Annotated in this window: 16 protein-coding genes; 12 read left to right on the top strand and 4 right to left on the bottom strand. The window is 65.0% G+C overall.

What is annotated here, in order from left to right:
* Positions 1-82: 82 nt before the first annotated feature.
* The 3 genes from tpx (at position 83) to LDO41_RS20475 (ending at position 2,169) form a co-directional block, all read left to right on the top strand.
* Positions 83-583 (top strand): thiol peroxidase, encoded by a 501-nt coding sequence (gene tpx, locus LDO41_RS20485; RefSeq protein ID WP_223991559.1) that lies wholly within the window; start codon positions 83-85, stop codon positions 581-583.
* Between the two features lie 55 nt (positions 584-638).
* Positions 639-1,586 carry a carbohydrate kinase family protein gene (locus LDO41_RS20480; protein WP_223991557.1) on the top strand — a complete coding sequence of 316 codons (948 nt, stop codon included), beginning with the start codon at positions 639-641 and terminating at the stop codon, positions 1,584-1,586.
* A 97-nt stretch (positions 1,587-1,683) separates the two neighbouring features.
* Positions 1,684-2,169 (top strand): outer membrane lipoprotein, encoded by a 486-nt coding sequence (locus tag LDO41_RS20475; protein WP_223991555.1) that lies wholly within the window; start codon positions 1,684-1,686, stop codon positions 2,167-2,169.
* A gap of 246 nt (positions 2,170-2,415) precedes the next feature.
* Here LDO41_RS20475 and LDO41_RS20470 read toward each other — a convergent pair whose 3' ends face one another.
* The gene (locus LDO41_RS20470) at positions 2,416-3,006 is read right to left on the bottom strand and encodes a histone H1-like DNA-binding protein (protein ID WP_223991554.1); all 591 of its coding nucleotides are present in this window, start codon (positions 3,004-3,006) and stop codon (positions 2,416-2,418) included.
* Between the two features lie 975 nt (positions 3,007-3,981).
* Between LDO41_RS20470 and LDO41_RS20465 the strand changes: the two genes are divergently transcribed.
* The 4 genes from LDO41_RS20465 (at position 3,982) to LDO41_RS20450 (ending at position 7,568) form a co-directional block, all read left to right on the top strand.
* Positions 3,982-4,191 (top strand): hypothetical protein, encoded by a 210-nt coding sequence (locus LDO41_RS20465; RefSeq protein WP_223991552.1) that lies wholly within the window; start codon positions 3,982-3,984, stop codon positions 4,189-4,191.
* Positions 4,192-4,637: 446 nt separating this feature from the next.
* Complete coding sequence (locus tag LDO41_RS20460; protein WP_223991551.1) at positions 4,638-5,102, top strand: DUF2147 domain-containing protein; 465 nt, start codon at positions 4,638-4,640, stop codon at positions 5,100-5,102.
* Positions 5,103-5,306: 204 nt separating this feature from the next.
* A complete protein-coding gene (locus tag LDO41_RS20455) occupies positions 5,307-6,698 on the top strand; it encodes a GntP family permease (protein ID WP_223991550.1) in 1,392 nt (463 codons plus the stop codon).
* A gap of 36 nt (positions 6,699-6,734) precedes the next feature.
* Positions 6,735-7,568 (top strand): aldo/keto reductase, encoded by an 834-nt coding sequence (locus LDO41_RS20450; RefSeq protein WP_223991549.1) that lies wholly within the window; start codon positions 6,735-6,737, stop codon positions 7,566-7,568.
* A 46-nt stretch (positions 7,569-7,614) separates the two neighbouring features.
* Here the strand turns inward: LDO41_RS20450 and LDO41_RS20445 are convergent, their stop codons facing one another.
* Positions 7,615-8,094 (bottom strand): hypothetical protein, encoded by a 480-nt coding sequence (locus tag LDO41_RS20445; RefSeq protein WP_223991548.1) that lies wholly within the window; start codon positions 8,092-8,094, stop codon positions 7,615-7,617.
* Between the two features lie 203 nt (positions 8,095-8,297).
* Between LDO41_RS20445 and LDO41_RS20440 the strand changes: the two genes are divergently transcribed.
* Together LDO41_RS20440 and LDO41_RS20435 are read left to right on the top strand one after the other, a co-directional pair.
* Positions 8,298-8,897: a BPSL1445 family SYLF domain-containing lipoprotein gene (locus tag LDO41_RS20440; protein ID WP_223991547.1), complete on the top strand. Its 600-nt coding sequence runs from the start codon at positions 8,298-8,300 to the stop codon at positions 8,895-8,897.
* A 144-nt stretch (positions 8,898-9,041) separates the two neighbouring features.
* The gene (locus tag LDO41_RS20435; RefSeq protein WP_223991546.1) at positions 9,042-9,971 is read left to right on the top strand and encodes a recombination-associated protein RdgC; all 930 of its coding nucleotides are present in this window, start codon (positions 9,042-9,044) and stop codon (positions 9,969-9,971) included.
* 81 nt (positions 9,972-10,052) lie between these two features.
* Here LDO41_RS20435 and LDO41_RS20430 read toward each other — a convergent pair whose 3' ends face one another.
* Complete coding sequence (locus LDO41_RS20430; RefSeq protein ID WP_223991545.1) at positions 10,053-11,003, bottom strand: MDR/zinc-dependent alcohol dehydrogenase-like family protein; 951 nt, start codon at positions 11,001-11,003, stop codon at positions 10,053-10,055.
* A gap of 228 nt (positions 11,004-11,231) precedes the next feature.
* Between LDO41_RS20430 and LDO41_RS20425 the strand changes: the two genes are divergently transcribed.
* Positions 11,232-12,437, top strand: coding sequence for an NnrS family protein (locus tag LDO41_RS20425; protein WP_223991544.1), 1,206 nt, complete (start codon positions 11,232-11,234; stop codon positions 12,435-12,437).
* An 85-nt stretch (positions 12,438-12,522) separates the two neighbouring features.
* The gene (locus LDO41_RS20420; protein ID WP_223991543.1) at positions 12,523-13,512 is read left to right on the top strand and encodes a LysR family transcriptional regulator; all 990 of its coding nucleotides are present in this window, start codon (positions 12,523-12,525) and stop codon (positions 13,510-13,512) included.
* Here the strand turns inward: LDO41_RS20420 and LDO41_RS20415 are convergent.
* Positions 13,469-14,296 carry an IclR family transcriptional regulator gene (locus tag LDO41_RS20415; protein ID WP_223991542.1) on the bottom strand — a complete coding sequence of 276 codons (828 nt, stop codon included), beginning with the start codon at positions 14,294-14,296 and terminating at the stop codon, positions 13,469-13,471. The genes LDO41_RS20420 and LDO41_RS20415 overlap by 44 nt on opposite strands.
* A 111-nt stretch (positions 14,297-14,407) precedes the next feature.
* On the opposite strand from LDO41_RS20415, the gene LDO41_RS20410 reads away from it, so the two are divergent.
* Positions 14,408-15,502 carry a Bug family tripartite tricarboxylate transporter substrate binding protein gene (locus tag LDO41_RS20410; protein WP_223991541.1) on the top strand — a complete coding sequence of 365 codons (1,095 nt, stop codon included), beginning with the start codon at positions 14,408-14,410 and terminating at the stop codon, positions 15,500-15,502.
* Positions 15,503-15,504: the final 2 nt, after the last annotated feature.

Below are 15,504 nucleotides of genomic sequence, written 5' to 3'. Positions count from 1 at the left end.
CACGCGTGCGGCAACATCCGCTGCAGGCGCGCATCTGTTCCCGTATTCCCACCCGATTCCAACATCAGACCAGGAGCAAACGATGAGCAACGTCACCCTCGGCGGCAACCCGATCGAAGTCGCAGGCAAGTTTCCGCAAGCCGGCGACAAGGCGGCCGACTTCCGCCTCGTCGGCAAGGATCTCAAGGACGTCACGCTTGCCGACTTCGCCGGCAAGCGCAAGGTTCTGAACATCGTGCCGAGCCTCGACACGCCTACGTGCCAGACCTCGGCGCGCAAGTTCAACACCGCTGCGAGCAGCCTCGACAACACCGTGGTGCTGACCATCTCGGCCGACCTGCCGTTTGCGATGAGCCGCTTCTGCACCACCGAAGGCCTGGCCAACGTGGTGACGCTCTCGCTGATGCGCGGCGCCGACTTCAAGTCGCAGTACGGCGTGGACATCAAGACCGGTCCGCTGGCCGGCGTGACCGCGCGCGCGGTGGTGGTGCTCGACGAGAACAACACCGTCACGTACAGCCAGCTCGTGTCCGAGATCAAGGAAGAGCCGAACTACGACGCCGCTCTCGCCGCCCTCAAGTAATCGTACTTTTCATAACATTGACCGCCCGGCCTCGCCGGGCAATTCTGGAGAAAGAATGGCCAGCCTGATTTGCGGCTCCGTTGCCTACGACACCATCATGACGTTCGACGGTCGTTTCCGCGAACACATCCTGCCGGATCAGATTCACATGCTGAACGTCTCGTTTCTGGTGCCCGGCATGCGGCGCGAGTACGGCGGGTGCGCGGGCAACATCGCCTACACGCTCAAGATGCTTGGTGGCGATCCGATCGTGATGGCGACCGTCGGCCAGGATGCCGGACCCTATCTCCAGTACCTGCGCGACCTCGGCATCGGCACGGATTTCGTGCGCACGCTGCCCGAACTGTTCACCGCGCAGGCGATGATCACGACCGACCTGGACAACAACCAGATCACCGCGTTCCACCCAGGCGCGATGAGCGAGTCGTCGCTGTCGAGCGTGCACGACGCCCTCACCGGTGGCAAGCGTCCGGCCATCGGCATCGTTGCGCCGGACAGCCGCGAAGGCATGCTGCACCACGCGCGCCAGTTCGCCGAAGCCAATATCCCGTTCATCTTCGATCTGGGTCAGGCCATGCCGCTGTTCAACGGCGAGGACCTGCGGCAGTTCATTGAACTCGCCAGTTACGTGACGGTCAATGACTACGAAGCGCAGGTACTGCTGTCGCGCACGGCGTGGACCAGCGCCGAAGTCGCGGCCAAGGTGCGCGCGTTCATCGTCACGCACGGCGAGCGCGGCGCCAGCGTATTTGCCGATGGCAAGCAGTTCGCGATTCCGGCGGTGCCGGCCGAGCGCGTGGTCGATCCGACGGGCTGCGGCGACGCCTTCCGTGGCGGCCTGCTGTACGGTATCGAGAACGGCCTGGACTGGGAGACCACCGGTCGCCTGGCGTCGCTGATGGGCGCGCTCAAGATCGCGCAACAGGGTCCGCAGAACCACTGGCTGTCGCGCGAAGAAATCGGCAACCGCTTCCAGTCGGCATTCGGTTATCGGTACAACTGAGGGCCACAACTGAGCGGTACAACTGAGTAATAAACTCGGCGAGCTCGCGACCTGATTTATGGGGTTGTTTTACTGGGACGGTTTTACGGGAACTACCATGAACCATTTCACTCATCACACGACGCGCGGTGGACGTCTCGCGATGGCCGCCACGCTGGCGGCGGCGCTGGTCTCCGGTTGCGCGAGCTGGTCGAACTCCAACAGCGTCTATACGAGCGATCAGGCGGGGCGCGAGCAGACGGTTCGCTATGGCGTGGTCGAAGGCGTGCGCGAAGTACTGATCCAGGGCCAGCAGAGCGGTGCCGGGACGGTTGCGGGCGGCGTGCTCGGTGGTGTCGCCGCCGGCAGCACGATCGGTGGCGGTGGTGGCGCGGTGGCGGCAGGCTTGCTCGGCGCGGTCATCGGTGGCATTGCCGGCAGCGCTGCCGAGAACAAGTTGCAGCAACGCCGCGGTCTCGAGATCACGGTCCGGCTCGACAACGGCGAGATGCGTGCGGTCACGCAGGAAGCGGACGAGGTATTCCGCCCCGGTGAGCGCGTGCGCCTGCTGTCTTCGGGGGGCACTACCCGCGTCACGCACTGAGTCTCCGCACTCGACAGGAACGCCGTGAGCCGCAAGGCCACGGCGTTTTTTCTTTGGCATACACGAGGGCATACACCAGGGCATACGCGAGGGGACGGCACCAAAGAAAAAACCCGCCGGGCAAGCGCTTCGGCGGGTCTGCAGGACTTCCGTCATGCTGACCGGATACAGAGTATCCGGTCATTGCAACGCACTGAGCGTGCGCCGCGACTTCCCTGTCGTGATCGTTCGCGCGAGGCGAAACGATTACGGACGGTTGCCCGTCGGGAACGGCCAGGCCGCTGCCGGATTCAGCGCGGTCTTGGCGACGACTGCGGGAGCAACAGCAGGCGCAGCGGCAGGCTTTGCGGCAGGGGCAGCCTTCTTGGCGGCAGCCTTCTTCGCAGCAGGCTTCTTGGCGGCAGGCTTGGCAGCAGCCTTTTTCGCAGCCGGCTTCTTGGCGGCAGCGGTCTTCTTGGCGGCAGCCTTCTTGGCCGGTGCGGCCTTCTTGGCTGCAACCTTCTTGGTCGCTACCTTCTTGGCGGCAACCTTCTTGACCGCGGCCTTCTTGGCTGCGGGCGCCTTCTTGGCGGCAACCTTCTTGGTTGCAACCTTCTTCGCTGCTACCTTCTTGGTTGCGACCTTCTTAGCTGCAACCTTCTTCGTTGCAACCTTCTTCGCAGCTACCTTCTTGGTTGCGACCTTCTTTGCCGCGACCTTCTTGGTTGCTACCTTCTTGGCTACGGCCTTCTTGGCCGGAGCGGCCTTCTTGGCGGCGACCTTCTTCACGGCGGCCTTCTTGGCGGCCGGCTTGGCGGCCTTCTTAGCCGCCGGCTTTTTCTTTGCAGCAGTTGCCATGGATAACTCCTTCACTAACGTGAATATCGAATGACCTAAGTTGGCGACCCGACCGACCCGAGGTGCGAAACAACACAACCCCAGTCGAGCGAGCGATTCATCGGCGCACGGCTATAAGCTGACCGCACGCTAATGAATTCGGTGGCAGGGGCACCGCGACACGCGGTGCGAAAACGGCTGGCGGGAAGGTCGCCGAAGACCGCAGTGGCAGTCTTCGCGCGGGTTTCCCAGGCGAGCCGCGCCCTGGAAAATTCGATCGGGCCGCTTCGCGCATCTCTTTGGCGCGCGGTCCGGTAAGAGGAGATATCTGTCAGTGACACCGCGGTGCGGGCAAGGCCTCGCGCACGGCGGATGGCAATCATCAGGGGGTAGCTCGCCCATCCCGTTACTGGGCTACAGGACACTGCACGCGTTTTTGAAAGCCAGCTCGGCTTGTTCTGCGTCAAAGTTCTGGTGCTCCTTGGCTACCCGCTCAACTGCCTGCGTCTCGACTACTCGTTCACTGCATCGACTGCATTGCTTCGCTGCATTGCTCCGATCTCACACTGCATCGAAGGTCTTCATGCTCGCTCTTCCGAGCGCGTTCGAGGCATCGATCATCTTTACTTGTTGCTTGTTGCTTCTGCCTCGATGCTCGCTGCAATGAAGTGAGACGCTTGTCAAGGCGAATCATAATTCGTTTGTTCGATGATGTTAAGAAAAAAGTGCAAAAAAACTTGCGCGTGCGAACGACTCCAACTAGCTCACGCAGGTCTCGATGCATCGAACATCGTCGACTCACCTGTTGCTCTCGACTTCCATCGCTGTGTCGAAGTTCCTTTCGTCGCAAGATTTCGGTTCTTGTTGCCGCGCGTTTTTGCATGCGGCCAACGCGCGCGACACGCTGCGCGACGCCCACGCGCGACACCCTGCGCATCGCTCTCGCGGCGCGCGATCGGCACTCTCGATGATCCCGCGCATTCACCGGAAACCCGCATGAACAGTACGTTTGCGGAAAACGCGATGCGGCGTCGCGCGCGCCGCGCTTGCACGCACGACCCACGCGATGCGTCGGCATCGTCGGTGGTCTCGCGCGTCGCGCGCGACGACTCGCACGCTGCGACACACGTGCCGATGCAAACCGTGCGCGCGCGTCCGACGCGCGCAACACACGCGTGCGATCGCTCGCGTGTGCGAGGTCACTGAGTGATGCGCCAACGCAACGGTTTGTCACAACTCGATACCAACATCGTCGCTCGAACGCGTGTCGGATGGTGTGTCGGAACGCATGTTGGCGTGTGTCGATGGACCTCGACCAACGTCGCGGAATACCCGACGCTCGCATTTGCGAGGTCAGACTCCGATCGGTGTCGGCGAGGCATCGACACCTCGACGCGACCGATCGGCCCACCGTCTCCGACGCGAGGTCGCGACGAAGACGGTGACGATGCAAGGGAACGACGAGCGTGCGTTAGAGGAAAAATTCGGCTTTGGATTTGCTGCATGACAAAAAACGGCACTTCCCGCATGCTCGCTACGTCTGCGGACTTCGCACGCTGGCGTGCTGGTGCGTACGCAAACTGGCGTTGGTGATTGCAGGGATCGGCGCGCGCCAGTAGATTGGCGTCGCCAGTTAACCAAAGGAGATGGCAATGCGCATCCTGACCCCCCGAGCCCTTCTGCGCGCGAGCCTGTTCATGCTCGCGTTCGCCGGCAGCGCCGCCGCGTTCGCGCAGGCGACACCCGTCGGCATGTGGAAGACCATCGACGACGCCACCGGCAAGCCGCGCGGCCTGATCGAGATCACCGAGAAGGATGGCCTGTACAGCGGCAAGCTCGTGCGCAGTCTCGTGGAGACCCACGACACCAAGGTGAAGGTCTGCGACAAGTGCACCGACTCGCGCAAGGACCAGCCCATCATGGGCATGACGCTGCTGACGGGCCTGCGCAAGACCGGCGACAACGACTGGACCGGTGGCGAGATCCTCGACCCGGAAACGGGCAAGCTCTACAAGTGCAAGATGTCGCTCGCCGATGACGGCAAGAAGCTCAACGTGCGCGGCTTCATCGGCATCAGCCTGATCGGCCGCACCCAGACCTGGGAGCGCGATCAATAAGTGTTGCGCGGGATGCGGGCAAACCCGCACTCCTGCTGCCTGAGAGATATGATGCGACCCGCCTCGAGCGGGTCGCTTGCTTTTGAAGATCCGCTCGCGCGCGTCATCACAGTTTGTCACGCGCGCCGTACGCGCCTTGGCCGGACGCAGTCACGCCAGCTGTGGCAAAGTGCCCCGCTTGCAATTCGCAATAATGGAGATCCCATGTCGTTCCTCATCGTGTTGGCGGCCCTCGCCTTCCTGATGTTCGCCGCCTATCGCGGCTACAGCGTGATCCTGTTCGCGCCCATCGCGGCACTCGGCGCCGTGCTGCTGACCGAACCGTCGGCGGTGGCACCCGTGTTCTCGGGCATCTTCATGGAGAAGATGGTCGGCTTTATCAAACTGTATTTCCCGGTGTTCCTGCTTGGCGCGGTGTTCGGCAAGGTCGTGGAACTGTCGGGCTTTTCCGAGTCGATCGTGGCGGCGGCGATTCGCTACATCGGACGCTCGCGCGCCAACGCGGTGATTGTTGCCGTCTGCGCACTACTGACGTACGGCGGCGTGTCGCTGTTCGTGGTCGTGTTCGCGGTCTATCCGTTCGCGGCCGAGCTCTACCGTCAGAGCAATATCCCCAAGCGGCTGATGCCGGGCGCCATCGCGCTGGGCGCGTTCTCGTTCACGATGGACTCGCTGCCCGGCACGCCGCAGATCCAGAACATCATCCCGACCACGTTCTTCAAGACCACCTCGTGGGCCGCACCGATTCTCGGCGTGGCGGGTTCGCTGTTCATCATCGTGGTGGGCCTGTCCTACCTCGAATGGCGTCGCCGTACCGCCATGGCGCGCGGCGAGGGTTACGGCACCAACCTGCTGAACGAGCCGCAGCACCGCGAAGGCGGCAAGCTGCCGCCGCCGTTGCTCGCCCTGCTGCCGCTCGTGGTGGTCGGCGTGGCCAACTTCTGGCTCACGCGCATGATTCCGCTCTGGTACGGCGCATCGAGCAGCGTGTCGCTGCCGGGGCTGCCGCATCCCGTTGAAACCAAGATCGCCAGCGTGACCGCGATCTGGGCGGTTGAGGGTGCGCTACTGCTGGGCATCGTCGTGGTGCTGGTTACCGCGTTCGGTGCCGTGCGCACCCGCTTCGCGGACGGCACCAAGGCCGCGGTCGGCGGCGCGCTGCTGGCCTCGCTGAACACCGCCTCCGAGTACGGCTTCGGCGGCGTCATTGCGGCACTGCCGGGCTTCCTCGTAGTCAGCGACGCCCTGCGCAGCATTCCGAATCCGCTCGTCAACGCGGCGGTATCGGTGAGCACGCTGGCCGGCATCACCGGCTCGGCATCGGGCGGCATGAGCATCGCGCTGGCGGCGATGTCGGACTCGTTCATCCAGGGCGCACAGGCCGCGCATATCCCGCTCGAAGTCCTGCATCGCGTGGTGTCGATGGCCAGCGGCGGCATGGACACGCTGCCTCACAACGGCGCCGTCATCACGCTGCTAGCCGTGACCGGCCTGACGCACCGCGAGTCCTATCGCGATATATTCGCGGTAACGGTCATCAAGACGCTGGCGGTGTTCTTCGTGATCACCGTGTACTACACGACCGGACTGGTTTGATCACGGATCTGATCGAATAGACGAGGGAGGTCGGGCATGAAGCAAGTCATGTTGCCTGGCGGCGAACAGGTGCCGGCGCTCGGCATGGGTACCTGGAATATCGGTGACAGCGCGCAGACCCGCGCCGAGGAGATCGCCACGCTGCGGCTCGGGCTCGACCTCGGCCTGCGGCTGATCGATACCGCCGAGATGTACGGCGAAGGCGCGTCGGAATCGCTGATCGGCGAAGCCATCCAGGGCCGCCGCGACGACGTGTTTCTCGTCAGCAAGGTCTTTCCGCACAACGCAAGCCTGGAGGGCGCGATGGCTGCATGCGAACGCAGCCTGCGCCGGCTTGGCACCGACCGTATCGACCTCTACCTGCTGCACTGGCGCGGCGGCGTACCGTTCGAAGAAACTATCGAGGCCTTCCGGCGCCTGCGGCAGGCGGGCAAGATCCGGCATTTCGGCGTGAGCAACCTCGACCTCGCCGATATGGAAGAACTGTGGGAGGTGCCGGGTGGCAATGAGGTAGCGGCCAACCAGCTGCTCTATAACCTGAGCCGGCGCGGTATCGAGTACGATCTGCTGCCGTGGCTGCGCGAGCACGGCGTGCCGGTAATGGCCTATTCGCCGATCGAGCAGTCGCGCCTGCTGCGGCAACCAGCGTTGCGCGCGTTCGCGGAACGCCACGGCATGACGCCGGCGCAGGCGGCGCTCGGCTGGCTGCTTCAGTTCGACGACATCATTGCGATCCCGAAGACCGGGCAGCGCGCGCGGTTGCGCGAAAACCTTGGCGCGCTGGACCTCGTATTCACACCCGCGCAACTGACCGAACTCGACGGCATCTTTGCCCCGCCACGTGGGCCACAGCCCCTGGCGATGCTGTAGTCAGACGCGCGCCGGTCCAGCCCTGACCTTCCTGGCGCCAAGCTGCTTAACGCTGACCCGCCTCGTAACGCTGACGTTCGACGTACTGCGTCAGATACGTGCGCGCCTTCTCGCGCGTGTCGTTGGTCACGCGATCGGCAGCTTGCCGCGCGCTGGACTTGCCATGCGACGACGACATCTGCGCCGACAGGTAGTCCTGGAACGCATCGTGCATCGTCGAGAGTTGCGACTTGCAGGCCTCGATCGCGCTGGCGGCGACATCCTTCGAGGTGCCCTTCGCGGTCAGGTTGGCCTTCGCGCGGTCCTGCACGCAATCCATGTATTGGGCGCGCTGCTTCAGCCATGCCGCATCGGCGCCGGACGTGGTGGTCGGGCCGGGCGCGGACGCGGTCGACTCGGCGCTCGCCGTCTGCGCGGTCTCGCCGGCCTGCTTCGAAGACGAGCATGCGGCCAGCGACAGCACCGCCGCGGCGGCCAGCAACGCGAGCGCGGCGGAGGAATGTAGGGAACGGTTCGAGTGGATCATGGGGGCGTCTCGGGTTGGAATAGCGATGGCTGCATTGTTTCAAATGCGCGTCGGTTTTTTTGCAAGTAATTGCAAGAAAGTATGTCCGACCTTGTCAGATGGATGCACCGTCCATGTCAGACAACATCGCATTGGCGAATGTGCATCGTACGCCTATGCTGTAGAGGCGGTTGCAACACACGATACCCCTCTGGAGGAACCCAATGAAACGTAGAACCTTCCTGTCTGCCGGCAGCGCCGGCCTTGTGGGCGTCACGGGTCTGTCCCTCGGCGCGCTGTCGCTCGCCGGCTGTACCACTACCGGTCCCGATGCGACATCTGACAAGGCCGCCAAACGGCGTGAAATCGACGCAGGCGCCACCGATACGCTGAACCGGCTGTATAGCTCCGTGCGCGGCTCGCAAGAGCTTGCCAACCGCTCGCGCGGCATTCTCGTGTTTCCGAAGCTGCTGTCCGCAGGCTTCGTGGTCGGCGGCGAATATGGCGACGGCGTCCTGCGCTCTGGCGGCGCCAACCGTGGCTACTATCGCGCGATTTCGGGCTCGCTCGGCTGGCAGATCGGCGCGCAATCGAAGGCCTTCATTCTGATGTTCATGACGCAGGATGCGTACCAGAAGTTCGTCAACAGCAGTGGCTGGACCGTGGGCGCGGACGCCACCGTCGCGCTGGCGACCATCGGTGCCAATGGCCAACTCGACACCAACACGGCCCAGCAGCCGATCGTCGGTTTCGCGCTGACCAATGCGGGCCTGATGGCCGGCCTGAGCGTCGAAGGCACGAAGATCTCGAAGCTCGACATCTGACCGGCCTGACCCGCGACGGCGCAAGCCAATGCGGCAAGATGGGACGCTCCGGCGTCCCGTTTTTTTTGCGCGTCGCGCGTTCGCCGCCCCGGGCAAGATAGAATTCGACCCTTTCTCGTTTCGCCAGAGGGGCACCGAATTCCCATGTGGTTCAAGAATCTTCAGCTGCACCGCTTCTCCGCCCCGTGGACGCTGAGCGCGGAAGAGGTGGAAACCTGCCTCGCCCGTCACGCGTTCTTCCCCGGTACCAGCCTCGAACCCCAGACGCAGGGCTGGGCCGCGCCTCGGGATAACGGACCGCTGGTCCATTGCGTCGGCAAGCAGATGCTGCTGGTACTGCGCACCGAAAAGAAGCTGCTGCCCGCCACCGTGGTCAATCAGGTCACCAAGGCGCGCGCTGTCGAGCTCGAGGAACAGCAGGGCTTCAAGCCTGGCCGCAAGCAAATGCGCGAGCTCAAGGAGCAGGTCACCGACGAACTGCTGCCGCGCGCCTTCAGCATTCGCCGCGACACGCGCGTGTGGATCGACCCGGTCAATGGGTGGCTGGCCATTGATGCCGCCGGTACCGCCAAGGCCGACGAAGTGCGCGGCATGCTGTTCAAGGCGATCGAGCCGCTGCCGCTGGTGGGCCTGCACGTGAATCAGTCGCCGGTGGCCGCGATGACCGAATGGCTCTCCAGCGACACCGCGCCGGCGGGCTTTAGCATCGATCAGGAAATCGAGCTGCAGTCGAGCGCCGAAAGCAAGGCCACCGTGCGTTACGTGCGCCATCCGCTCGACCCCGAGGATCTGCAGCGCCATATCGCCGCGGGCAAGCGCTGCACGCGTCTGGCCATGACGTGGAACGATCGCGTGTCGTTCGTGATGACCGAATCGCTCGCGATCAAGCGCGTGGCGCCGCTCGACGTGATCAAGGAGCAGGCCAACGGCGGGGCGGACGGCAGCATGCGTGACGAGGACGAGCGCTTCGATGCCGATTTCGCGCTGATGGCGGGCGAGCTCGCGCAACTGCTGGCCGACATCACCGATGCACTCGGCGGCGAGCGGCAAGTTGAGGAGCGTAAGGCGGCCTGATCGTCTGCGAGCCTGTAAGCGGGTGGGGTCTTGCCCCACCCGTCCGCCCACTCCGCCGTAACCGCCCGGCCCCAACCCGCACTACCCCACCCGCACCACCACGGGCCGCTCGCGTGTTCGCGCGCGTTCCCACGCGCGTTCGATATCGCTCAGCAGCAGCATTTCCGCATCGGCGCGCAACGCGCCGGTTGCCGCATGCCCGAGGATCTCCTCGATCATCGCCTCGAGTTCGCGCGAGGACGGACGGTGGCCCGGGCCATTGCCCATCAGCAGGACCGGTGCATCGCGCAGATGCGCGCCCGTCAGTGCGATCGGGTCTTCCCTCGGTTCCCCCGTCGAGACGATGCGCACGCCCCGCTCGCCGGGCACCGATGTCATCGTCAACGCGGCGATCAGCACCTCCGAGATCGGGCCCCAGATAAAGTCGATCACCACATCGATGCCGCCCGCGGCATGGACGCCGAACGCCTCGTGCAGGTGCGTCGGTGGCAGCCGCAGATCGATCATCGCATCGGCGCCCATTTCCGCCATATCGCTGGGCTTGCGCCCGGCGACGATCACGCGCGCGGCACCCAGCAGCCGCGCGGCCTGCACCGTCATGCGGCCCAACAGTCCGGTGGCGCCCACCACCAGCACGGTCTCGCCGGGCTGAACCCGCGCGCGCCATTGCAATGGCAGCCACGCCATCAGCGCGCGATCGACGAGCACTGCAGCGGTCAGGTTGTCCACCTCGTCCGGAATCATGGCCACGCATTGCGCGGGCGCGAAGGTCGCCAGCGCGCCGTAGGGCGCCCGCACGCCGGTAAAGTACACGCGCTCGCCGGTATCGAGATAGCCCACGCCATCGGTGCCGCACACTGCGGGCAGCACGAGCGGGCTGCGGTAATGGTGCCCGCGCGCGATGGCCAGGTCCAATGGCTTGATCATGGCGGCGGCCACCCGCACGAGCACTTCGCCCGCGCCGGGCACGGGCTCGGCAAAGGCATCGAGGCGGGGAACCTCCCCCAACTGATGAAGAACGGCGGCTAGCATCCTGCGTACTCCGAGCGAATGAATCGAATGGATCGAAAGCTCGATCGTAGGAACAGATGAGGGCCGTGTGTGTGAGCCGATTCTGAAAATCGCACGTTGTTTTTGAAGCTTCTGTGATGCCTCGGCGTACCAAAAACCCAGCGCAAATCGCCGAATTTCTCACTTAAGTTGCATTAAAAATATATCTTTACTAGAATCGAAGACATACCCATCCGCCAGTCATGCGCCATGTCGATCTCGATCCCGCTACCCTCCCCCTCGCGCAAACACCCGCGCTATCGAGGTCATCCCGCGCTGGCGCTCGGCTTCCGGCCGTTCTATCTGCTGGCGGCGGCCTTCGGCGCGCTCGCCATCGCGGCGTGGGTGCTGATGTACCTCGGGTGGTGGCAACCGGCCGCGCAGCCCTGGACCGGCGCGATGGTCTGGCACGCGCACGAGATGGTGTTCGGCTTCGCCGCCGCGGTCGTGGTGGGTTTCCTGTTCACCGCGGGAAAGGCGTGGACCGGCCAGCAAACCCCGCAAGGGATCTGGCTAGGCGCACTTGCGGGCCTCTGGGTACTGGCGCGCGTGCTCATGTGGGGTGGCCCCGCGTGGCTTGCGGTGGTGGTCGATAGCGCATTCCTCCCGGCGTGTGCGCTCAGCTTCTTCATCGTATTGCGGCGTGCCAGCAACCAACGCAACTACGGCCTGGCAATCGCGCTCGGCGTGATGGGCGCGCTTAACGTCGCCTTCCACGCGGCCGTGCTGACGGGTGATATCGGCATCGCACTGCGGCTCACGGAAGCGGCAACCGGGATCGTGGCGATCTTCGTGACGGTGATCGGCGGCCGCGTGATCCCGATGTTCACCGCCAATGCGCTCCCGGGCGTGACCATTCGCCGGCATGCGTCGGTCGAGCGCGCGGTGGTCGTGCTGACCCTGCTGGCCATCGCCGCACACAGCGCGCATGCGCCCGTGTGGCTGACTCTGCCGCTGGCGTCCGGTGCCGCGCTCGCGCACGGGATCCGGCTCGCGGGCTGGGCGCCGCTGCGCACGTTGCGCAAGCCGATCGTCGCCATGCTCCACGTCGCCTATGCATTCCTGGCGCTCGGCTTCGCGTTGATCGCGGGGGCGGCCGCCGGCTGGCTCGATGGCTCGACCGCGCTCCATGCGCTGACGGTTGGCGCCATCGCCTGCGCGATCCTCGCCATGATCACGCGCACCGCGCTGGGCCACACCGGCCGCCCGCTCGAGACCGGCCGCATGGAGCACGTGGCCTACGCGTGCATCGCGCTGGCCGCGCTGGTCCGTGTGGTGGTGCCGATCGCGCTGCCCGCGCTCAAGGCGTATGCGATCGGCGGTGCGGGTCTGCTCTGGGTCGCCGCCTTCGTGCTGTACCTCGTCAGGTACACACCGTGGCTGTTGCGACCACGCGCCGACGGCAAGGACGGCTGAACGTCAAAAGAGAATCGAATCCGGATCGCACGCTTTCTGTTGAAAAGGATGATAATCGGCAAGCTTCTTGCAACGGATTTTCACAATGAGCGAGCCGGATTTTCAATCGCTACGCCTGTTCATGCGCGTGGCGGAGACCCAGAGTTTCACCGCCGCGGCCGATGCTTCGGGCATCTCCGTATCGGCCGCGAGCTATGCCGTGCGCACGCTGGAGGCGCAGCTCGGCGCACGTCTGTTCAACCGCACCACACGCAGCGTCAGCCTGACCGAGGCCGGCAGCGCCTTTATGGACCGCGTGGCGCCGCTGCTCGAGGAACTGCAGCTGGCGATGCATGACGTCTCGGTGGCGTCGAACGTGTCGATGGGCACGCTGCGGCTCAATATCCCTTCCACCGCGAGCCGCCTGATCATCGAGCCGCTGCTGCGGCGCTTTCTCGACGCCCATCCGAATATCAGCCTCGACGTAGCGGTCGATAACAGCCTTGTCGATATCGTCACCAAGGGCTTCGACGCCGGCATCCGCTTCGACAACGTACTGGGCGACGACATGGTCGCGATTCCGCTGATCGCCTCGGTGCCGTTCGTGGTGGTGGCCGCGCCCGACTATGTGGCCACGCGCGGCATGCCGCGGCATCCGCGCGATCTGCTCAAGCACGAGTGCATCAACTATCGCAGCGCGGACAGCGGCGCGCTCTACAAATGGGAGTTCGAGGACAACGGCAAGCGTGTGCGCCTTGCGGTCACCGGCCGCGTCTCGTCGAACGACACCAATCTGCTGCTGCGCGCGGCGTGCGAAGGCTACGGCTTTGCGTATCTCGCCAGCGAGTCCGCGGCGCCGGCGCTCGCCGAGGGTCGCCTCGTCGAAGTGCTGCCCGGGTGGACCTCGCCCGCGGCGCTCTATCTCTACTACTACAACCGCACCGCGATGCCGATGAAGCTGCGCGTGTTCATCGACTTCCTGCAAAGCGAGATCGGCCGACCCGAACTGCCGCTGCGCGCCGGCGCGGTCAAGCCCAAACGCAAACCGCGCGCTACAGGCCGTCAGGCAGCAGCGCGGCCACGGACTCGCGCATGACACGCGCGATCAGTTGCTGACGCTCGCGCGGCATGCGCGCGAGCGTGGTTGCCACGCTGATGCCGGCCACGGGTTCGCCATCGGCATTGGGCACCGCCATCCCCACCGCCAGCACGTTGCGCGTCGCATGATTGCCGATGACCGACCAGCCGCGCTCCCGTGTGGACCGCACCAGAATGCGCAGCCGATCGGGGGTCATCCCGTTGTAGTGGCCGAGCCCATCGGCATTGGCCGCGATGATCTCGCCCACCGTGGCATCGGGCAGCGCCGATAGCAGCGCCAGTCCCGCCGCGCCCACACCCAGTGGCTGTCGCGTCCCTACCTGGATCACCAGTACCTGCACCGGGTGCGTGCCGACGTGCCGCGCCACGCAGTGCGAGAGCGGGCCATCGCGCACGATCGCGAATGCCGCATCGCCGCAGGCCTGGCTGACGCGTGACAACACCGGGCGAATGCGTTCGGCCACGGCGGTCGAGGCCTGCCGCTGTGGCATCGCGGCCAGCCGCGGCCCCGTGACATAACGAAAGCGACCGCGCTGCGCCACGTAGCCGGTCTCGATCAGCGTGGCGAGCAAGCGATAGACCGTGGGCCGTTCGAGGCCCGCGATGCGGCACAGATCGACCACGCGCAACCCTTCCCGGCTACCCGCGAGAATCGCGTCCAGCAGCATCAACCCGCGGCGCAAAGCCCGCGCGCCGTCCTCCGGCACGGTATCCGCGCTATCTTTGACATTCGATGGAGCGTCCGCCTGGCGGACGTTTCTGGTGGCAACACGAGCAGGCATGGGAAAGAATTTCCACGTCGACGATGCAGTCCGCAGTATGCCGCAGCCACACCGGGCGGCACAGAAACCAGAGACGGACGCGCGCGATTGGTGACCATCCAGGAGACAACCATGACCATCCCATCCGGCCGGACGCTTTCGTTAACTACGTCAGCCTTATCCGCCGCCTCTGCCCAGGCGTACCCGACGCGCTCTACGCTCGCAGGCACCACACGGCGGCGCCTGCTGGCGCTGCTGCCCGTCGTGGCCTGCGCGCTGGCCGCTACCACGTTGCTCGTTACCCCGAGGGCCGCCCACGCGCAGGCGTCCGCGTGGCCCACCAAGCCGGTCCGGCTCGTGGTCGGCTATGCGGCCGGCGGTGCCACCGATGTGCTGGCTCGATTGGTCGCCGTCAAGCTCGGCGACAACCTCGGCCAACCGGTCGTCATCGACAACCGCGCGGGCGCCAACAGCAATGTCGGCGCCGAGGTCGTGGCGAGGTCCGCGCCCGATGGCTACACGCTCTATGTCTACACCATCGCCAACACCATCAACGCCACGCTTTACGACAAGCTGACCTACGACCCGGTCAAGGACTTCGAGCTTGCCGGCATGATCGCCAAGATCCCGAACCTGCTGGTGGTGAATCCCAAGCTGCCGGTCAATACCGTGGCCGACTACATCCGCTTTGCGAAGGAATCGCCGAACGGCGTCACCTTTGCCTCGTCGGGGTCGGGCTCGTCGATTCACCTGTCCGGCGAGATCTTCCGCATGCGCAGTGGCAGCAACATGCTGCACGTGCCGTATCGCGGCAGCGCGCCGGCCGTGACCGATCTGCTTGGCGGTCAGGTGCAGTCGATGTTCGACAACACCCCGTCCGCGATGCCGCATGTCAAGGCCGGGCGCCTGCGCGCGATCGCCATTACCAGTGCGAAACGTTCGCCGCTGCTGCCCGATGTCCCGACCGTTTCCGAGTCCGGCTTTCCCGGCTTCGATGTGCAGTCGTGGTTCGCGATTGCCGCGCCGGCTGGTACGCCGCGGCCGATCGTCGACAAGATCAATACCGCGCTCAACAAAGCGCTTGCCAACCCCGAGGTGCGGCAACGCATGCAGGAACTCGTGGCCACGCCGGAACCCGGCACGCCCGAGCAGTGCCGCGCATTCGCGCTCTCCGAAATCAAGCGCTGGCACGACGTCGTGCAGGAGTCGGGCGCGCGCGTCAACTGAGG

This window comes from Cupriavidus pampae (assembly GCF_914271485.1).
GTDB classification, from domain to species: domain Bacteria; phylum Pseudomonadota; class Gammaproteobacteria; order Burkholderiales; family Burkholderiaceae; genus Cupriavidus; species Cupriavidus pampae.
Note: the sequence above shows the minus strand (reverse complement) of the source record. Positions and strands in the feature narration are given on the sequence as shown.